The sequence below is a fragment of the Kitasatospora sp. McL0602 genome, from assembly GCF_052076145.1.
GTDB lineage: Bacteria > Actinomycetota > Actinomycetes > Streptomycetales > Streptomycetaceae > Kitasatospora.
Window position 1 is genome coordinate 6,165,682 of record NZ_CP197246.1, and the last position, 19,411, is coordinate 6,185,092.

General features: G+C 71.2%; 16 protein-coding genes and 1 pseudogene. 7 read left to right on the forward strand and 10 right to left on the reverse strand.

Annotated elements, in window-relative coordinates:
* Positions 1-7: 7 nt before the first annotated feature.
* The 4 genes from ACR68M_RS27945 to ACR68M_RS27960 all read right to left on the reverse strand — a co-directional run bounded on the left by ACR68M_RS27945 (position 8) and on the right by ACR68M_RS27960 (position 5,262).
* The gene (locus ACR68M_RS27945) at positions 8-1,729 is read right to left on the reverse strand and encodes a nickel/cobalt transporter (RefSeq protein ID WP_441246906.1); all 1,722 of its coding nucleotides are present in this window, start codon (positions 1,727-1,729) and stop codon (positions 8-10) included.
* Positions 1,726-3,030: a tetratricopeptide repeat protein gene (locus ACR68M_RS27950; RefSeq protein ID WP_441246907.1), complete on the reverse strand. Its 1,305-nt coding sequence runs from the start codon at positions 3,028-3,030 to the stop codon at positions 1,726-1,728. Before ACR68M_RS27950 ends, ACR68M_RS27945 begins: the two co-directional genes overlap by 4 nt.
* Before the next feature lie 112 nt (positions 3,031-3,142).
* Positions 3,143-4,588, reverse strand: coding sequence for a DUF4331 domain-containing protein (locus tag ACR68M_RS27955; protein ID WP_441246908.1), 1,446 nt, complete (start codon positions 4,586-4,588; stop codon positions 3,143-3,145).
* A gap of 206 nt (positions 4,589-4,794) precedes the next feature.
* Positions 4,795-5,262, reverse strand: coding sequence for a MarR family winged helix-turn-helix transcriptional regulator (locus tag ACR68M_RS27960; protein WP_441246909.1), 468 nt, complete (start codon positions 5,260-5,262; stop codon positions 4,795-4,797).
* Between the two features lie 121 nt (positions 5,263-5,383).
* Here ACR68M_RS27960 and ACR68M_RS27965 point away from each other — a divergent pair, with 121 nt between their 5' ends.
* The 4 genes from ACR68M_RS27965 to ACR68M_RS27980 all read left to right on the forward strand — a co-directional run bounded on the left by ACR68M_RS27965 (position 5,384) and on the right by ACR68M_RS27980 (position 8,267).
* Positions 5,384-6,229 (forward strand): SDR family NAD(P)-dependent oxidoreductase, encoded by an 846-nt coding sequence (locus ACR68M_RS27965; protein ID WP_441246910.1) that lies wholly within the window; start codon positions 5,384-5,386, stop codon positions 6,227-6,229.
* A gap of 96 nt (positions 6,230-6,325) precedes the next feature.
* Positions 6,326-6,751: a BlaI/MecI/CopY family transcriptional regulator gene (locus ACR68M_RS27970; RefSeq protein WP_441246911.1), complete on the forward strand. Its 426-nt coding sequence runs from the start codon at positions 6,326-6,328 to the stop codon at positions 6,749-6,751.
* A gap of 3 nt (positions 6,752-6,754) precedes the next feature.
* The gene (locus ACR68M_RS27975; RefSeq protein WP_441246912.1) at positions 6,755-7,684 is read left to right on the forward strand and encodes a M56 family metallopeptidase; all 930 of its coding nucleotides are present in this window, start codon (positions 6,755-6,757) and stop codon (positions 7,682-7,684) included.
* 76 nt (positions 7,685-7,760) lie between these two features.
* A complete protein-coding gene (locus ACR68M_RS27980; RefSeq protein WP_441246913.1) occupies positions 7,761-8,267 on the forward strand; it encodes a mycothiol transferase in 507 nt (168 codons plus the stop codon).
* A gap of 35 nt (positions 8,268-8,302) precedes the next feature.
* Here the strand turns inward: ACR68M_RS27980 and ACR68M_RS27985 are convergent, their stop codons facing one another.
* The 6 genes and pseudogenes from ACR68M_RS27985 to ACR68M_RS28010 form a co-directional block, all read right to left on the reverse strand.
* Entirely contained in the window at positions 8,303-8,764 is a 462-nt protein-coding gene (locus tag ACR68M_RS27985) for a DUF6508 domain-containing protein (RefSeq protein WP_441251735.1), read from the reverse strand.
* Positions 8,750-9,181: pseudogene (locus ACR68M_RS27990) on the reverse strand (HD domain-containing protein); the annotation flags it as partial. The gene ACR68M_RS27985 and the pseudogene ACR68M_RS27990, both read right to left, overlap by 15 nt.
* Positions 9,182-9,242: 61 nt before the next feature.
* Positions 9,243-9,794 carry a hypothetical protein gene (locus ACR68M_RS27995; RefSeq protein WP_441246914.1) on the reverse strand — a complete coding sequence of 184 codons (552 nt, stop codon included), beginning with the start codon at positions 9,792-9,794 and terminating at the stop codon, positions 9,243-9,245.
* On the reverse strand, positions 9,788-10,096 hold the full coding sequence (locus ACR68M_RS28000) for an AfsR/SARP family transcriptional regulator (protein ID WP_441246915.1): 309 nt from the start codon (positions 10,094-10,096) through the stop codon (positions 9,788-9,790). Before ACR68M_RS28000 ends, ACR68M_RS27995 begins: the two co-directional genes overlap by 7 nt.
* Positions 10,097-10,312: 216 nt before the next feature.
* Positions 10,313-12,202 (reverse strand): S1 family peptidase, encoded by a 1,890-nt coding sequence (locus ACR68M_RS28005; RefSeq protein ID WP_441246916.1) that lies wholly within the window; start codon positions 12,200-12,202, stop codon positions 10,313-10,315.
* Between the two features lie 58 nt (positions 12,203-12,260).
* Positions 12,261-12,755, reverse strand: coding sequence for a hypothetical protein (locus tag ACR68M_RS28010; RefSeq protein ID WP_441246917.1), 495 nt, complete (start codon positions 12,753-12,755; stop codon positions 12,261-12,263).
* 334 nt (positions 12,756-13,089) lie between these two features.
* Between ACR68M_RS28010 and ACR68M_RS28015 the strand changes: the two genes are divergently transcribed.
* From ACR68M_RS28015 to ACR68M_RS28025, 3 genes are all read left to right on the forward strand, one after another.
* Positions 13,090-16,743, forward strand: coding sequence for a colicin E3/pyocin S6 family cytotoxin (locus ACR68M_RS28015; RefSeq protein WP_441246918.1), 3,654 nt, complete (start codon positions 13,090-13,092; stop codon positions 16,741-16,743).
* Positions 16,740-17,636 carry a hypothetical protein gene (locus ACR68M_RS28020; RefSeq protein WP_441246919.1) on the forward strand — a complete coding sequence of 299 codons (897 nt, stop codon included), beginning with the start codon at positions 16,740-16,742 and terminating at the stop codon, positions 17,634-17,636. The genes ACR68M_RS28015 and ACR68M_RS28020 overlap by 4 nt, the downstream gene beginning before the upstream one ends.
* A 447-nt stretch (positions 17,637-18,083) precedes the next feature.
* Positions 18,084-19,409: a peptide ligase PGM1-related protein gene (locus ACR68M_RS28025; RefSeq protein ID WP_441246920.1), complete on the forward strand. Its 1,326-nt coding sequence runs from the start codon at positions 18,084-18,086 to the stop codon at positions 19,407-19,409.
* The last annotated feature ends 2 nt before the right edge of the window (positions 19,410-19,411 follow it).

Here is a 19,411-nt window from a genome sequence, read left to right on the forward strand (position 1 = left end):
CCCCGGCTCACAGCGGCAGCATTGGCAACAGGGACGGCAGGCTGCGGGCCAGCAGGCCGAGGCCGACGACCAGCACCAGGACGGCGGTCAGCGCGGCCGTGTGCGGGGCGATCCTCCGGGCGAGCGCGAAGGCCGGCCGGTCGGCCAGCCGCGAGATCCGACCCCCCAGGCGGACCAGCAGCAGGCCGGTCGCCGTAAGGGTGGCGGCCATCCCGAGTCCGTACGCGACCACCAGGGCCGCCCCGAAGGCCGTCCGCCCGAGGGCGACGGCGCCGAGCAGGACGACCAGCGCAGACGGGCTGGGGACCAGACCGCCCGCGATACCGAGGCCGACCAGGCCGCGGCGGGAGAACGGCTGCGCGTCGTGGGTGTGGTGGGTGTGGTGGTGGCCGAACAGGCCGTGCGGGTGCGGGTGCGGGTGCGGGTGCGGGTGCGGGTGCGGGCGCGGGTGCGGGCGCGGGTGCGGGTGCGGGTGCGGGTGCGGGTGCGGGCGCGGGTGCGGGCGCGGGTGCGGGAGCTCGTGCTCGTGACTGTGCCCGTGATCGTGACTGTGCCCGTGCTCGCGACTGTGGTCGTGCCCGTGCCCGTGCCCGTGCTCATGGCCCTGCGAGGCCGACGGCCCGCCCGCGCCGACCAGGGCGGGCTGTCGGCTCGGCTGTGCCGGGGCGTCGTGGGGGTGGTGCGCGGGCTGCGCCCGGCGGTGGCGGACGGCCTCGATCAGCAGCCCGGCGCCGACCAGGGCGACCAGGGCGCCGCTGACGACGCCGAGCCAGCCGAGCAGGGTGTCACCGGCCAGTGAGGTGAAGGTGGTCAGGCAGAGGCCGACGACGAGGACTCCGGCGGTGTGGGTGAGGGTCACCGTCGCCCCGACGGTGAGGGCGTCGCGGGTGCGGCCCCGGCGCCCGGCGAGGTAGGCGGCCATGACGGTCTTGCCGTGGCCGGGCAGCAGTGCATGCCCGGCGCCGAGGGCGATGGACAGCAGGACGGCCAGCAGCCCGACAGGTACGGTGAGTTGCTCGGATGCCGTGAGCGCGGAGAGGCGCCGGGAGAGCACCTCGAACCGGGCGGTCAGGCCGCCGCCGACGGCGGGCGCCTCGGTGGCCGGGCGTGCGGCGGCGGCGCCGGGGAGCGCCGTCAGCTCGGCTCGGGTGTCCCCGCGCGGGGCGTCGAGCAGGTCGCGGGGGTAGCTGCGCAGCTCGTCGGAGGGCGAGGTCTCGGGGACGGTGGAGTGCGACAGGTGCACGCCCTCGCCGCGTGCGGTGATCTCGTTCCAACCGACCCGGGTGGCGTCCACGCCGGTGTCCACGTGCAGGGTGAGCGGGCCGTCGGTGAGCCGGAGCGGAGCCGTCAGGCGGCATTCGAGGCGGCTGGTCCGCAGCCCGGCCTGTCCGGCCAAGTAGTCGAAGGTGGCCGCGTCGACCGTCCATTCGAGCCGCTGCGGTGCGGTGACCGTGAGCCGTCCGGCGGTCTCGGCGCAGCGGGTGGTGGCCCAGGCGGCACGTTCGGCGTCGGTCTCGACACCGGCCGCCGCCTGGGCGGTCGGGATCTCGGCGGTGTCGGTGACGGCGAGGGCGTCGACGCGGTCCGGGTGCAGGGTGAGGCCGGTGTAGTGGTTGACCGAGAAGTTGCCGAGCGGGTGCGCATGGGCGCCGGGTGCGGCGAGGCCGAGCAGGCAGAGCGCGCCGCCCGCGACGGCCATCGCCCGCCGGGTGTGCTGACGGTGGTTCACAGGGTGCCTCCGAGGGCGCTGCGGGCCTGCGGGGCGAGCAGCGGTGAGAAGTGCGGGTCGATCCGCAGGGCCTGGGTGAGGTGCTCCCGGGCGTCGCCGGTGCGGCCGAGGGAGCGCTCGATCTCGCCTCGGTGGTAGAGCAGTTGGGCGTTCTGCCAGCCGAGGTGCTGGGCCTGCTCGGCGAGCGGGAGGGCCTCCTCGTCGTTGCCCTGCCGGTGCAGGGCCCAGGCGAGGGCGTCGGCGACCAGCACGTTCTGCCGCCGCTGCCACTCGGCGCGCAGCAGGGAGACGGCCTGGGCCGGGTCGCCGTGGTCGGCGAGGTACTGCCCGAGCGTCAGATCGTCCAGCACGCCGTTGGCGGCGGCGAGTTGCTGCTCGACGGCGAGCAGCCGGTACTGCTCCTGCGCCTGTGCGGCGTGCCCCAGGGACTCCTGGAGTTCGCCGAGTTCCAGCAGATACTGGGGCAGCGGCACCCGGCCGACGGCGGTGGTGTAGTCGCGGACGGCGGCGGCCGGGTCGCCGAGCGAGGCCTCGACGCGGGCCTGTCCGGCGAGCGCGGGGGTGTAGCCGGGGTCGTCCCGCAGAGCGGCCCGGTAGCCGGTCAGGGCCTGGTCGGGGTGGCCGGAGTTGCGGTCGAGTTCGGCGATCTGGTGGTGGCAGAAGGCCTTGTCGGCGGGGTCGAAGGCGCCGTCCAGGGCCTGTTGCAGGGCGTTGCGGGCGTCGTCGGTGCGGCCGTGCTGCTCCAGGTCGTACGCGGCGCGGGTGAAGGAGGCGGTGCCGGGGCGCCGGTCGAGCAGCTGCTGCACGGCTTCGGTGGCGCCGAGGTCGTCCCCGAGCTGGGTGCGCGCGTCGGCGAGCACGGCGTACGCCTGCCAGTGGAACGGCGCCGAGGCGATGGCCTGCCCGGCGAGATCGCGGGCCTCGGCGAAGCGGTGCCGGGCGTTGGCGAGCGCGCCCAGCGCGGTGAGGGCGTCGGCGTTCTCGTCGGGGTGGAGGGTGAGGGCGGTGTGCAGGGCCTCCTCGGCCTTCGGGTAGTAGGAGGAGTCGGCCGTCAGCCGGGCCTGCTCCACGTACTCCGCGCCGAGCCGGGCCCAGGCCGGGGCGTCGGCCGGGGCGTCGCGCAGCCGCTGCTGGTCGGTGGCGATCAGCCGGGCCAGCGAGCCGCTGCCCGGGGCGGGGGTGTCGGCCCGCCGGACGGGGCCGGCCGGGGGCGCGGCCGGGTCGCCCCCGCTCAGCGCTCCGAAGGCGGCCAGGCAGCCGCAGAGCGCGGCGGTGGTGAGCACGAGGGGCAGTCGACGCATGTCCGGGTCCTCCGGTGGAGCGGGGTGGAGCGGGGTGAGGCGGGCGGAGCGGGTGGCGACGCGGTGGGCGCGGGGCTGTCTCGGACGCCCCGGGCCCACCGCGCCCGGCGGCTCAGTGCGCCTGGTTGACGGCCTTGGCGTACGGCAGCGCGAGGTACGGGAACGTCGCGCCGAACGGCTTGTCGGCCTGGTTGACGCCGTCACCGGCGGCCAGTGCGGCGATCAGGTGACCGGGGGTGGCGCCCTCCATCACCTGGAGCGCGATGTCGACGACGTCGTCGGTCAGGCGGCGCCCGTTCGGGAAGCCCTGGAAGTCACCGTTCAGCACACCGAGCCGGTCGGGCTGGGCGGTGACGGGCGTGGACATGTTGAGGCGCAGCTCCTCGGCGGGCACGAAGGAGGCCACGTCGATGTCCTGGTTCATCAGCTGCGAGTTGAGGTCGACCGCCAGCGGTCCGTTTGCGGCCTTGGCGATGCCGGTCAGGAAGATCTCCTGCAGGTCGGTGCGCGGGGTGGCGGGCGCGGGGAGGTGGTAGATGCCCTGGACCAGCTTGGGGACCTCCGGGTCCAACACCTTGGCGACGACGGCCGGCTGGTTGTGGTCCTCCGACGGCGGCAGGGCGTTGAACGCGTCCTTCAGCCCGGCCGGTACCACCACCTCGTTCACCAGCGGGTTGCCGAGCCGCGAGACCTGCACGTACGGGCCGGCCGGGTGCTGCTCGCCGGGGGAGAGCTTCATGGTCCGCTTCTCGGTGCTGCTCCACACCCCGATGACGGGGTTGCGGGTGGCGTCGCCCCGGTAGGCCAGCTCGCTCTTGGGGACCTGGATGGAGAGGGTGTTGACGTTGTACCCGGCCAGGGTGTTCTGGCCGGTCTCCTTGAGGGTGCCGCCGTAGAGCAGGTCGAAGACGCGCAGGTCGAGGAAGAACGGGTCGGCCGCCTGGGTGGCCACCGTCTGTCCGCCGCCGGGGAGTTGCACGGTCGCCTGGTCGCGGAGCCGCCCGTAGTCGGGCATCGAGGCCACGCCGGTGTCGGAGGGCGCGGCGGTGCCGTGCTCGACGAGCGTCCGGGGTGCGCAGTCGGGGCGCAGCTCCTGCAGCGTGTAGTACTGGTGGAAGAGCAGGGTCGGGTCGGTGAGGTTGTTCACCACGCCGTTGTTGTAGAGGAAGGTGTCGGTGCCGCGCTGGTCCTCGGTGTGGAAGGTCCAGCGGTACGTGATGTCGGGCCGGCCGGTGCCCTGGGAGTCGATGTTGATGTCGTAGTGCGCGCCGTCGGCCCAGGGGTAGAAGTTCGGGCCGCCGTTGGGCTCCTGGAAGGGCAGCCAGTTGGCGGTGAGCGTCACCGTGTCGGGCTTGTCCGGGCTGGTGAACGCGTACACGTCGGTGTTGTCGACCTGCGGGTCGGCGGCGACGAGCGGGGCCTCGCGGTGGCTGGACGCCGTGCTGACGCCCGCGCCGGGCCCGGCGAGGAGGCTGCCGGCCAGGGCCAGGCTCATCACGCCGAGAGCTGCGGCGGTGCGGAGGGAGGTGGATCGGGCGCGACTGGGTACGGGGTTCATGGTCTCGCTTCCGGTGGGGCGCGGTCCGCGCCCGGGGTCCTGTCGGGTGCGTGGCCCCGCAGGTGCGGGCGGCCACAGGAGGACAGTGACCGCCCTCCGCGAAACGTTCGTCCACGCACGCCCGACGGACGGGCCGACTCACCCGCACGGACCATCCGCATCACCCGGTCGGGCCAGGCAGCCCGTGCCGCATCCCTGTCGTGCTGTCAGGCCTGGTCGGCGCGGGGCTGCTTGAGCTTGGCCCAGACGCGCTCCAGGGCTGCTATGTCGGCATCGTCCAGACGGTCGTCGAAGGCCTCGGCGAGGGCGGCCCGGCGGGTGGCGTCGGCCTCGGCGAAGGCCTGGCGGCCCTCGGAGGTGAGGGCGATCCGGATCGAGCGGGCGTCGGTCGGGGAGGGTATCCGGGCGAGGTAGCCCCGGGCCTGGAGGGCGTCGGCGACGCGGGAGACCTGACTGCGGCTGAGCAGCGTCCGGGCGCCGAGCTCGGAGGCGGCGACGGGCTCGCTCTGGGCGTTCAGCCAGAGCATGACCTCGAACCAGGACAGCGGGAGGTCGTGGGCGCGGACCAGGGCCCGGTCGACCAGGCCGGTCAGCGTGGTGCCCGCCCAGACCAGGCCGTAGAAGGCGTGGTCACGGGTGCTGAGCTGTCCCAGGGTGAGGTCGGTGCGTGCCATGGCGGCAGTCTAGCCGTTTGCGTGTGCGCACACACAACAGTATGGTGTGTGTGCACGCACGCACTTCGGATCGACGGGCAGGCGCGAGCAGGCGGCCGTCGGCAGACAGAGGGAAGCCACCATGGACACCACCAGCACCGTCCTGATCACCGGTACCTCCTCCGGCATCGGCCTGGCCACGGCCGTGGCCGCAGCTCAGGCGGGCCTGCGGGTGGTCGCCACCATGCGCGACCTGGGCAAGGCCGACCAGCTGCGCAAGGCCGCCGCCGAGGCCGGCGTCGCCGAGCTCGTCGAGGTCAAGCACCTGGACGTGACCGAGCCGGCGTCCGTCGCCGCCTGCATCGCCGAGGTGATCGCCGAGCACGGCCGCCTGGACGCGCTGGTCAACAACGCCGGGGCCGGGCGCCTCGGCACCGTCGAGCAGGGCACCGTAGCGGACGTCCGCGCCACCATGGAGGTCAACTTCTTCGGCGTCGTCGAGACCACCCGCGCCGCGATGCCGCACCTGCGCGCCTCCGGTGGCCGGGTCGTCACCGTCACCAGCGTCGGCGGCGTCGTCGGCCAGCCGTTCAACGAGGCCTACTGCGCGGCCAAGTTCGCCGTCGAGGGCTTCATGGAGTCCCTCGCGCCCGTCGCCGCCACCGTCGGCGTCCGGGTCAGCGTGGTCGAACCCGGCGCGGTGGCAAGCGAGTTCGTCGCAGGCGTGACGGTCGACCTCGCCGCGACGCTGGCCGCCGCAGGCCCGTACGCCCCCGCCCTCCAGGCCTACGTCGACCGCACCCGAGGTGCGTTCGCCGGTGCCCAGAGCGCCGTCGACGCCGCCGCCGTGATCGTCTCCACCCTCACCGAGAAGCAGCCCGCGTTCCGCGTCCAGACCTCCGACGTCGCCCGCGCCTTCGTCGCCGCCAAGCTCGCCGACCTCGACGGCTCCGCCGTCCAGGCGAGCACCGGCCAGTGGGTCAGCTGACCTGCGCCATCGGCGCCAGCCGGGGCGGGGAAACACCGGCCGTAGGATGAGGGCGTGTCCCGCGAGCCCGGGGCGAGACGCCCGGGAGGAACGGCCATGCAGCACGACAGTGGTGGGCCGGCCGACCGGCCCCGCAAGCGCGGCCAGGGCGAGCTCGAGAACCAGGTGCTCGCCGTGCTCGGCGAGGCCCCCGGGCCGGTCACCGCGAGCTGGGTGCAGGAACGGCACGGCGGAGACCTCGCCTACACCACGGTGATGACCATCCTCTCCCGACTGCTGGCCAAGCAGGCCGTCTCGCGCGGCCGCGACGGCCGCTCGTACGTGTGGTCCGCCGCCTCGGACGCCGCCGGGCTGACCGCGCGGCGGATGCGCCGCCTGCTCGACACCGAGACCGACCGCGCCTCGGCCCTGGTCAGCTTCGTCAGCGCGCTGAGCCAGGAGGACGAGCAGGTGCTGCGCGCGCTGCTCGACGCCTCCACGGGCGATCCGGATGCTGCCGCGCCGGACGAGCGCGAGCGCTGAGCCGTGGGCGTCTTCGTCTTCCTCCCGCTGATCCTGCCGCTCAGCGCGCTGCCGATCGCGCGGCTGGCCGAGCACCACCTCCACCCGCGCAACGCCGTCCGTCTGCTGACCTGGTTCGGGGTGGCCCTGGCGGTGTGCAGCAGCCTCTGCCTGGGGCTGCTCTTCGTGGTCGGCACCGCGCAGATCCCGGGCAACCCGCTGCCCGACACCTGGTCGGACCCGGTGGTGCGGGCCGCCGTGCCCTGCCACGAAGCCGTCGGCACAGCGGCGGTGATCGTGCTGATCACCGTCCTCACCAACTTCCTCGTCACCATCGAGCGCCACCTGCGAGTCCGGGCGCGCGCCCAGCACGCCCTGGAGTTCCTGCCGCGCGACACCGATCTGGCGATCCTGCCCGACGGCGATCCGTACGCCTACGCGGTGCCCGGGGCGCCGGGCCGGATCGTGGTCTCCACCGGCATGATCGAGAGCCTCGCCGAGGACGAACGCAGCGCCCTGCTCGCCCACGAGCGCTCCCACCTCGCCAACCACCACCACCGGTACTTGATGGCGGCCCAGCTGGCCAGCTGCGTCAACCCCTTCCTGCACCCGCTCCGGAAGGCCGTCGTCTACAGCACCGAGCGCTGGGCCGACGAGGAGGCCGCCCGCACCGTCGGAGACCGCCGTCTCACCGCCCGCGCCGTCGCGCGGGCCGCCCTGATCTCCCGCCGCACCCCCGCCCCGGGCTTCGCGGCCTTCGCCGCCCCCGGCCCCGTCCCGCGCCGGGTCGCCGCCCTCCTCAACCCGGACGTCCTGCCCGCGACCTGGCCCCCGGCCCGCAGCCGGGCCGGCCTCGCCGCGATGGTCGCCGCCGCAGGCACCGCCGCCTCCGCGGTCTCCGCCCTGAACGCGGCCGTCGCCCTACTCATCGTCCTCAAGGTCACTCCCTGGTAGGTCGCTCCCTGGTCGCTGTCCGCCGCCGCCAGGCCTAGGGTCGGTCTCAGCTGCCGCCCGACGGAGGAGCCCCCGCGTGAAGAGTGCCGATCTGCTGGCCGACGCCTTCGGCCGCATCCAGGAGACCGTCCACCAGGCGGTGGCCGGTCTCAGCCGCGCAGACCTGGGCGTACGCCTCGACCCGCAGGCCAACAGCATCGGCTGGCTGGTCTGGCACCTGACCCGTGTCCAGGACGACCACCTCGCCGACGCCTCGGGCAGCGAACAGATCTGGACGGTGCAGGGCTGGGCCGACCGCTTCGACCTCCCCTTCCCCGCCGAGGCGACCGGCTACGGCCACGGCCCCGCCGAGGTGGCCGCCGTCCAGGTGACGGCAGAGCTGCTCACCGGCTACCACGACGCCGTCCACACGCACACCCTGAGCTACCTGCGCGGGCTGCGCGCCGCCGACCTCGACCGGGTCGTGGACGAGGGCTGGACCCCGCCGGTGACCCTCGGGGTGCGCCTGGTGAGCGTGATCGCGGACGATCTCCAGCACGCCGGGCAGGCCGCGTTCGTCCGGGGCGCCCTGCACCGGCGGTGACGGAACGCGGCGGTGACGGAGCCCGACCGCTGGGCCTACTGCTCCTGGTACCAGGCGACCAGGGCGGCGGCGATCGCCTGGAGCGTCCCGTCGAAGTGGGCGGCGCCGATCGTGCCGTCGCCGAACCGCTCACCACGGACCACCGCCGTGGCCGCCCGCACCGCGTCCCCGGGCCGGTAGGTCTCCTCCCGGCTCAGCGGCGGGAGCGGGAAGGCCATCCAGTGGTAGCGCGGAGTCACGGCGCCCAGGCTCGCCAGCAGCTCGCAGACCGTGGTCACGCGCTCCCCGTAGACCGGGTACGGCATGACCCCCGGCTTCAGCGACCAGACGACGTCCTCCTCCTCGACCGCCCAGCCACGCACCAGCTCGCCGAGCCGGAGCCACTCCGCCGTCCGGCTCCGGTCCAGCTGGGCGAGGAGCACCGCGTCCCCCGGGTCGGCCCCGGGGTCGCGCGGCCCGGCCTCCTCGGGGGCGGGCTGACGCAGCAGCCGTCGCATCCGGGCGTACTTCACGGTCAGCCGGTGCCGGGTCGCGGCGTCCAGTACGGCGAGGCGCTCGCGACCAGCGTTGTGCGCCAGGTCGGCGCGCTTGATCGCCAGTGCGCCCGGAGTGGCCCTGATCCGGGCCGCGTAGTCGGGCAGCTCCTCGCCCGGACGCTTCGTCAGCGCCAGCACGAGCGCCTTGGTGTGCTCGGAGAGCGGCGCCGAGGCCAGCCACTCGGCGGAGACGGCGCCGTCCTCGACCGCGTCGTGCAGCCAGGCCGCCGCGATCTGCTCCTCGCTGCCCCCGGCGGCCGCCACACCGCTCGCGACCGCCGCCAGGTGCTCGGCGTACGGCCGCCCCGCCTTGTCCACCTGGCCCGCGTGCGCCTGCCGGGCCACCGCCTCGACCTCTGCCGTGCTCAGCCACTTCATCCCCGCACTCTACGACCCGCCGCTGACGGGTCGTAGGCCCGTCAGCGGCGGGGAGACGGGCTCAGTGCAGAGCCACCGGGACGGCCTCCCACCGGGCGGTCGTGGTGCCGGTTGCCGCGCACTCACCGGGCGTGCTGACGAAGCGGCACCAGGTGCTCAGGCGGTAGGAGGACAGCTTGATCACGGGGAGGGTCCGCCACCCGGCCGCGAACTCGGGCGCCGGGCCGGTGTTCGTGCCGACCGCGCTGAGCAGCAGGTCGCCCGGCGTGCAGGCCAGTGGGGTGCGGCTGGTGCTGAACGCGGTGGAACCCGGCTGGAACAGGCCGGACGCCGTGACCGGGCGCCCGGCGGCACCGACGCCACGGAACTCGTCGACGGCGACGTGGTACTTCCTGGCGTGCGGGTATGCGGCGGTGATCCGGTCGACCGTGGTCAGCGGCTTCGCGTGGACGGCGGCGAAGACCATGGTCCGGTGGCCGTAGGCGTCCGTCACGTCACCCACCGGGGCGTAGCTGTCGCCGGCCGTGTCGGTCACCGTGACGGTGCCGGGAGTGGTGCTGGTGAGCTTCAGGCTCACCAGCAGCGCGTCACCGGCCGTCACGTCCGTCAGCACGGGCAGCTCGGCGCCGGTGCTGCCGACGTCGGCGCCGTCGCTGCTGGTGCGGGCGACGTACCTGACCCGGCCGCCGGGCTGCCCGGGGTGCTGCGCAGCCGCATGACGTGGTTCTGCAGCGCCGTCCGGGCGGTGGCCGGGGGAGTGCCGTGCCAGATCAGCTCGGTGAGCTGCTCCGCCGTGACGACCTTGTTGGCCTGTAGGAGCAGTGCGACCAGCACCACCCGTTGCTTCGGCACGTTGACCACGAGCGGCCCGTCACCGGCGTCGACCAGTACTGGCCCGAGCAAGCCGAACTCCATCTGCCATCTCCCCCCTTCGGCACCTGAAGGGCCCATCAGGCTAGCGGACGACGAGACCGGCGCACGGCTCGTGGCCGGCCCGCCGAACGGCGAGGTCGACCACCAGCCGTGCTGTCCTTCTGTGATGGAGCTGGACTCGCTCTGCTTCAGCTCCCCAAGGCCGGCTCGTCCCCGGGGGACGTGACTCCAGGGTGTGCAGAGCCTGGCGCTATCGGGTCAGGCCTTGGTGAAGTAGCCATACAGATCGGCGACGGCGTGGCTCTGGCCGCTGAAGTTGAAAAGGTCGACCTGGTTGTTCTGGCCGACAGGGACGGTGACGTGGTTCGCGAGAATCACGCCGGGAGCGAAGTTGAGGTTGCTTGTGGTCGGACGGTCGATGCCGTGGGGGTAGAGGGTGAAGTAACCGGCGGCAGTCGGCTGGACGGTGGCGACGTTCATCACGGTGGCGTCGGCGCCCAGCGGGGCGCCCGTGATGCCGATGAACTGGCCCGCGTTGATCGGGGTTCCGGGGGTCTGACGGGTGTCCACCAGGCGCAGCGGCGTGAGGGGGTGGAAGAGGTCACTGCCTGTGGGGCTGTACCAGCCGGACAGGTCGACGATGGCGTCGGCGTTGCCGACGTGGTTGTAGACCGAGATCTTGCCGTCCTTGCCGATCGGCACGATGATCTGGTTCGAAATGGTCTGCCCAGCAGTGAAGTTGAGGTTCGACGTGCTCGGCCGGGTGGTGCCTGAGGGGTAGACGACGAACACGCCGCCGGTGGTGGAGCGGGTCGAGGTGAGGTTCAGGACCGCGGCGGTGGCGTCGGCGGGGACGCCGTTCTGCCCGGCTACCTGGACGTCGATGGATGAACCGCCGCTGAGCGTGGTGCTGTTGGTGCGGGTGTCGAGGAGTCTGATCGGGCTGCGCGGAGTGAACCGGTTGGCGGACTTCGGGTTGTAGTAGCCGAAGACATCGACCAGGACGTCAAGATTGTTGGTGTTGGTCCACAGGTAGACGGTCCCGTCCGGGCCGACCGGGGCGGTCACCAGGTTGGCGGCGGTCTGACCGGTGGTGAAGTTGATCGCCGAGCTGGTCGGACGGCTGGTGTCGCTCGGTTCGACGGCCAGGAAGCCCGCGTTCGTGGGGTTGACCACGGTGACGTTCAGGACCACGGCGGTGCTGCCCTGAGGCAGTTGGATCGGGCCGGGGTTTCCGGCGCCAAGCTTGAGCACCTTCTCCCCACCGCCCTGGTTGACCGCCCACGTCCGGCCGCTGCTGCCGGCGGTGCGGGAGTCGAGGACCCGTACGGGCGGGACCGGGGTGTAGCCCGAGGCCGCGTACTGGACACCGAGCTGGTGGAGCCACGGGCCGAGATCGTCCACCCGGCTCTCGACGGCGCCGGTTCGGGTCTCGGGGCTGGCGTAGCAACCGCCCTGCCAGGATCGGCTGTTGATCGCGGCCAGCTCGACCTGGCCGTTCGTCGTCCGGAAGGCCGGGCCGCCGGCGTCGCCCTGGCAGATGGCCGAGCTGGTGCCGGCTGTGGGGCTGAGATTGAGTGTCGTATCGGTTTCCGTGCCGACTGTGAAGTCGTCTGCGTGCAGCTTGTTGGGCACCCACTGGTCCTTGGTGCGGCCGTAGCCGGTGACCTTCAGAGTCTCGCCCGCAGTGGGTGCGGTGGCGGCGATAGTGATGGGAGCGATGCCGGTGACGGGCTTGGCGAGCTTGGCAAGCACGAGGTCGCGGTCGGGACGCGGCACCAGTTCGGTCACGGTGGTGACCTGCCCGGCCCCAGTGGTGAGGTCGGCGCGGCCGACGGTGACGGTGACGGCGCCCTTGGGCGCGCCGGCCGGTACGGCTATGCCCTTGGAGGGGTCGGCGACGAAGCAACTGGCTGCGGTGATGACCCAGTTGGGGTCGACGAGGGCACCGGTGCAGGCGCGCTTGTCGGCGTCGTTCTTGGTGCCCCCGGTGTCTATCTCCAGCTTGGCGGTGAACGCGTAGCTGGTCGGCGTGTCACCGCTGACGGCGCTCGCGGGGCTGCCGGAGCCGATGGTCAGGACGCCTGCTGCGACTGCAGTCGCGAGAAGGCCGGCCGTCCATGCGGAACGGGATGTCTTGGTGAGCATGTACCTGTGTCTCTGGGAGCAGTTGATCTGGGGACGGGGTGAGGGGGCGGTCGGCACGTCAGCCGGTGACGCGGATGCCGACCACGGCAGATGGGACGCCATTCACGGTCCCTTCTCCGATGCTCTTGTACTCGCCCGGAGTGATGTTGTAGTTCGTCGGGGTCGCCGCACCCGTCGGCTTCACATCAGCACTGAACGGGTGGTCTGCGCTTTCCAGGCCCCAGACGTTGCTGATTTCCATGGTCAGGTATCCGGTCTTGCCGCTGACCTGGAAGCAGACATCGCCACTTCGACGCCAGATCTTGATCTGCTGCGATGCGCCGCCGCATTCGGTCAGCGTGATATTTCCATCGCCCTTGATCAGGGTGATTCCCTTCTCCTGGAGAATCCCCGCGGCACCGGGATACTCGAAGGACTCGACCGCATATGGCGGCGTTGTCCCGGGATCCGGGGGAGTGGTGGAGTCGGCAGATGCCAGCGCCGGCACGCCGACCAGGGTCAGAAGTGCGCTACCGAGCGAAGCGAAGAGCAGCTTGCGCGTGCGAGATGTCATGGAATGTCCGTCTATAGGGCGGGACGGCATCGCGTTCGTGCCCCCCCGGATAGGTCCGTTGGCAAGATCGCGAAGAATCTACCTGGTACCTGACGTCGCACGCTACTCACCCCAACAGTCGTCGCGGTCATCCCTGACTGACATGAGTGGATGACAACGCCAGTGGTTATGCTGGCTGCCGTTACTACTGTTTGTGCGGCGTGAGCTGCCATACATCGGGGTGGATTTTTCCTTGATACACCGTTTGCAACCGTTTGACCCCCTGAGGGGGGCGCTGCGGCGTATACATGTGCTTTGCCTGATCGTTCTGCCGTTCACGCTTCTTGTCGGGCTTATGACGACTGTGGCACCCGCTCGGGCCGCGGAGAACGCTGATTCGGGCCCACTGGGATACCGGGGCCTGGCGGTCGAGGCTTGGAAAGCGGGTGGACCGGCGCTCAGGTCAGCGGCGGAGGTTGCCCTCGTCGGATCCGACGACGATGTGAAGTACTTCGTGCAGCAGGTGGCCAAGGGCGCCGCTTTCGAGGACAACCGGGTTGCCGCCGCCCAGATCGCCAGCGTAGGAGGCCGCGGACTGCAGGAAGCTGTCCGTAAGGCGCTCGCGGGGAGCGCAGATGAGCTGGAAACCTTTCTGGCGACCGGCTGGCAAGCCCCGTTGGAGGAGGATCAGCGGGTCCGGATCGCCCAGATCATCAGCACGGGAGGGCGCGGGGTCCAGGAGGCAGGGCGCGCCGCACTCGGAGGAGTCCCCAACGACCTGAAGCGCTTCTTGAGTGACGGTCAGTACGTTCAGCGGGACGAGGACGAACGGGTCCAGCTGGCCCGGATCATCAGCGCCGGTGGGCCTGCTGTCCAGAAGGCCGGACGGATCGCGCTGAACGGTTCGGCCGACGACATCCGAGAGTTCCTGCGGGTCGGCCAGCAGGTGGCACGCGCGCGGGACCAGGAGCGCGAGACAGTTGCCCAACTCGCCGAGCAGGCCCGCGATGCAGGCCGTCAGGCCACCGCAGAGTCGGATGCCGCAAAGGAGGCTTCCGACCGCGCGGTCGCAGCCGCCCAGATGGCCAAGGACGCGGCGCGCAGGGCAGCAGACGAGACAGCGGCAGCTAAGAACGACGTGCAGCATGCTGCTTCCGCAGCCGCGCGGGCAGCAGAAGCGGCGAACCAGGCCGCTCTGGCCGCGCAGCAGGCCATCGGGGCGGCCAGGAGCGCCAACAACGCAGCCGGAGTCGCTGCCAGCGCCGCAGCACAAGCGGCTTCCGCCGCCGCCGGAGCAGCCCAGGCAGCCTCCCGTGCCCGCAACGCCGCAGCTGACGCCGCCACCGATGCGACCAAGGCACATGCGGCATCGGACGCAGCTCTGGAAGCAGATGCGGCTGCGGACGGGGCAGACACGGCTGCGAAGGCCGCCGATCAGGCCGGTAAGGCTGCGACCGCTGCAGGCGACGCAGCTCAGGCAGCGGTCGACGCCGGGGCCAACGCCGACGCGGCCGCCAGCGCAGCGGACGAGGCGGGCACCTATGCCGACCAGGCCGGTGCAAACTCCGCTGAAGCCGCCGCAGCGGCCGCTACCGCACGCCGCCACGCCAAGGAGGCCATGAGCGCGGCGGGCGAAGCCAAGAAGCTCGCCTACAAGGCAGCCACGGCGGCGACTCAGGCCCGCGACGCTGCCACGTCAGCGGCCGGTCACGCACGTTCGGCGGCAGCAGCGGCCAGAGAGGCTGCCGTCCATGCCGGTGACGCAGCAACTGCGGCTGCCCAGTCCACCAGCCACGCAGAAAGGGCCAAGGCTGCCGCAGACGCGGCGAGCGCCGCGGTCGTCAGCGCGACAGCGACCCATCAACTCGCCAGAGAGGTCGAGGCCGCAGGCCTGGTCGCCCGGACGAACGAGGGAATCGAGCGGGCCAAGGACCTCAAGGCCCAGCAGGACCTGCACATAGCAACGGAGGCCAAGGCAGCCCAGCAGGCCAAGGACCTCGAGGCCGAGGCTCAGCGACTGACCCAGGAAGCCGGGCAGCCCGGCGCAGACCCGAAGGACGTTGCGGCCAAGGGACGCAAGGTTGCAGTACTGGCCATGAAGGCCCGTGGTTCCTGGAGCCGCACCGCCGCCGAGGCGGCTCTCGCCGGCCCCGATTCAGCCGTGATCGAGTACGTGCACGCCGGTTGGACTCGTGCTGCCGACCAAGATGAACGCAGCCGGGTCGAGGTGCTGGCCCAGGGATCCCCATCCAGCAAGATCCGCCTTGCGGCTTTGCAGGTCCTTAAGGGCGATACCACGAAGGCGGCCGCCTTCCTCACCACCGGCCAGTACGAGGCTGTTGCGGATGACCTGCGTGTCAGCGTCGCGCAGGTCATCTCCACAGGTGGCCCTGGCGTCCGAACGGCCGGTAAAACAGCGCTGGACTCGGGGTCGGTCGAGAAGTACCGGACGTTCATCCTCTCGGGGCAGTTCGCTGCCCGAACAGATGATGAACGCGTTCTCGCAGCCCAGCTGATCGACAGCGGTACGGACGAAGTCAAGGCCGCTGCCCGAATCGCCATCGAAGGCCCGAGCGATCTGCTGCACGCGTTCATTCAGGCAGGCCAGTACCAGGCCAAGCGCAAGGACCTCCTCGCGGCAACCCACCAGGCGCAGGTCCAGGAACTGATCGCCGAGGCATCCGGCATCGCTGCCACTGCCCAACGCGACGCCGCGCAAGCCGGCAAAACAGCCGCAACCGCTCGGCAGGCCGCAGCCGACGCTGCCGAGTACGCCCGGCAGGCGCAGAAGTCGGCAGCCGACGCCCAGACCTATGCCGACCAGGCCGCAACGCACGCCAAGGACGCGGAGGCCTCCGCCGCAGCCGCGGCGCAGTCCGCCAAGACCGCGCGCCAGGCCCAGGCCGACGCCGAAAGCGCCTCTGCCCGTGCCGTCAACTCGGCAGCCCAGGCCCGGAACTCGGCGGCTTCGGCTCAGGTTGACGCCGACGAGGCCCGCGATGCCGGTGAGCAGGCTCGTGCTTCCGCCGTCGCCGCAGGGCAGGACAGGGAGACCGCTCAGGCGGCATACCTGCGTGCCTACTACACCGCCGCGGCCAAGGTCGAGGAGGAGCAGCAGGCTGCTCGGGACCGACAGGAGGCGATCGAGCAGGCACAGGTCGCCGCTGAGAAGAAGAAGCAGGAAGCGGGCTGGGTCCCTGACTGGATGAAGGACTCTGCCAACTGGCTGATGAACACTGCCGACACTGCCGCCGGCTACGGGCTCGCCATCATCACCAGCGGCGATGTCTGGGCCAACGCCTTCGAGACCGGTGCCGGCCTCGCGATGATCGGTGTAGGCGGTCTGGGCGACTTCGCCGGCGGTGCTCTGTGCATCACGGGAATCGGATGCGTGGTCGGCGCCCCGGCCATCGCCGGCAGCACCGCGCTGATCGCCTCGGGAGCGTACCTTGGCGTCGACGGCGCCAACGGGCTGGGCAAGAGCCTCAACACGGCCATACGGGACGCCAGCGACAACGATGGCTCGAAGTTCGCAGGTGACAGCCCGCGCCCGTCCTCCGGGCCCCCCTGGAAGGTCACCGACGGTGTCACTGATGGGCCGGCTCGGGGGAAATCTCTGAATCTTCCACACGGGCGGCACACTGTGCTCGGATCCAAGACGGGGGAAATCAAGGAAAAGAACAGTGTAATCCTGAGGGGTAATGAAGCCGGCGTCAGGGATGATATCATGCAGCTGGCCGAAGGTCGTGGAAAGTTCATCGACGAGGAGGGTGGTGTGTATGACCTTCCCAGCGGCCGCAGGTACACCGTGGAGGCCAATGGAACCGTTGTTCCGGTTCGCGGTCCGGGGATTGTCGAGCTGGACCGTAATGAGTATGCCGCCCTCAAGGGGATTGCCAAGGTCGGTGGCGACATGGAGAAATTCGCCGCATCGTTCGGCAGGAATCCTCGATTCAATCCCACGAATACCGCAAGGGCCAAGGCTATCTACGACGGGACTTTCCGATGATGTACAATATCTTCGCTGCGCAGCCAATGGATTGGGATGAGCTGAAAGCGGCGGTGGCTGATCAGTTCTCGGTGGCGCTGGAAGATGTTGAGGTGGCGGCTTCCGACGAGCTTGAAGCCCGCAATTGGGATGCACGGGTGAGCTGCGAGCTCCAGCGCACGCTTGGCGACGTTTCCTGGATGATCAATATCTACGCCACCGACAATGTCGTGGAGCGACCGACTGAGAGTGTGCTGGCGGCGTGCCTCGCCGGGCGACTCAAGCAGCCAATCCTGTTTCCGGATCCGAGTGTCCTGCCCAGTGCGTACTGGGTTGCTGATTCGCTGGGAAATGTGGCGCGAGCTCGCCTGTATTCATCCGACGAGCAGGATTTTACATATCGCATCGACGTTGTTGACGCGCCGATCCTCGGTCTGCCTGATACGCCCGTCGCGAGAATCCCTGAGGCGATTCGCCTGCTTTCGATTGAAACGCCCCGGTCCGACGAGTTTCGTGCTCTCCTCGGGCAGGCTGGGAATATCATGCCGGATCCTGAGGGAACTTCAGACCTGGGGGGCGGGTATCGCGGGCTCGCAGGGGATGTCGAAAGCTGGGAGCGCCTCGCCGTTCGGATGTCCCAGAACTGGCCTCCCTATTCCTGGTATCCGGCTGATTTCTACAGCGAGAACCTCCGTATTCGCGACCGCCTGAAAGAAGAATCCGAAGGGCGGGATTCGAAGGCTGCCGAGCTGGCGGACTCGTTCATTGCCGATATCGACGAGGTGTACCGCCGCCTTACCGTGGACGACAGTGGAGCCGCTCTGGCGTCAGCCATCGGAGAACCGGCATCATCCTTGGCCGAACGTGACTGGTGGTGGCACCGCCGCCCGGTTGCGCTCCCCTGGGACGAGTAGACACTCGACGCCTCCGGTGATCTCGACCCCGGCTACGGTCCGGCTGGGCCCGAAGACGCCACCGCCGTGACAGGGCGGCCTGCTAAAGAGCGGGCCGCCCTGTTCGCCTGACTGATCATCCTCCATGGGGATTCTCGATCGACTACCAGGCCTCGTACAGCTCCGAGACGGTCAAGGACACGGAGCACAACGACGTCAACGCCGCCGTCGCGGCCTACCACGCGGACGACGCCGGCGGTTCGCTGCCCGAGCTGATGCAGCTGGCGGGCCCGTTGGCCAAGGCGGCGGCGAAGTAGCTCCGCCGGGTTGTTCGGCGTCGGGTTGTTCGGCGTTTATGTTCAATGACCGAGGGCCGGACCCGAACAATCCCGGTGCGATACATCTGTACGGCTGTGCCGCACGCTTCAGATGTCCCGCAGTCGGGCCGGCCTCCGGGGAGTTCAGCAGATGACGACGCTGTGCATCGGCAACAACCGCACCGAGGAGATGGTCGGTGATCTCGCCGGCATGACGCCGCCGGAGCGGGTGTTCGCCGGGTGCGGGGCGCAGCGGATGCTCTGGTTCGCCGAGGAGGGCGACGTCCTGGTGCTGCCCTGGGCGCCCGACCCGGACTACCTGGCGTACGTCACGGCGCTCACCGGGGTGGCCGCCGGGAGCCTGACGGTGGTCGTCCCGCCGCCCGGTGCGGAGGGCGCGGACATCCTCACCCCGGACCGGCTCGCCGAGCCGGGCTTCCTGGCGGAGCTGCGCGGGGTGTTGGCGGGGCGGCCGCTGGAGCGGATCCTGGCGATCTCGCCGAACGCGTCGGTGGCGGCGCTGGCCTCCGCGCTCGGCGCCGAACAGGCCCTGCCCGGCCATGACTTCGCCGCGCAGGGCGGCAATGCGCTGGTCAACAGCAAGGCGGTGTTCCGGGCGGTAGCAGCCGGGGCGGGGGTACCGATACCGCCCGGCACGGTGGCCTCCTCGCCCCGGCAGGTCGAGGAGGCCGTCGAGCAGCTGCTGGAGCGCGGCCGCAGTGTGATGCTCAAGGTCGAGTACCAGGCCGGGGGTTACGGCAACGAGATCGTGACCCGCGACGAGAAGGTCACCCCGGCCGGTGCCCACCGGGCCGTCCGGCTCGCCGACCGTGCGGCGGTGGCCGGGTACGTGGCCGAGCGGTGGGCGTGGCTGACCGGCGGACGGAGCCAACGCGTGGTCGTGGAGCGGTACTTCACGGACTCCGTCGCGCTGTACGCGGAGTACAGCGTCACCGCGCAGGGCTCGGTGCTGTCGGGCTGCGGCGAGATGCTGATGGACCCGGTGGTGGTCGGCGAGATCACCCCGCCGGTGACTCCGGACGCCGGGGTGAGGGCCGAACTCGTCGATCAGGCCGCCCGGTTGTGCGAGTCCCTGCGGGTGCTCGGCTACCGGGGGACGGTCAGTGCGGACGCCTTCCTGACCCCCGACGGCGAGCTGTACTTCAGCGAGACCAACGGGCGGCTGACCGGGTCGAGCCACCTGCACGACGCCCTGTTCGCCCGCCTGGTGGGCGCCGGGCAGCGGGCCCACCGGGTGATCCTGGAGCTCTCCGGGCTCGCTGTGCCGTCCTTCCCGGCGGCCGTCGACGCGGTCCGCCGGGCCGGGCTGGGTTTCGACCCGCAGACCCGGACGGGTGTGGTGTTCAGCTGCGACTTCGCCCCGGCCGACGGCACGGTGATGTACTGCGTGATCGCCGAGGACGCCGACCGGGCCCGCGCCCTGGAGCGTCGGCTGACCACCCTCTTCGCGCGGTGAGC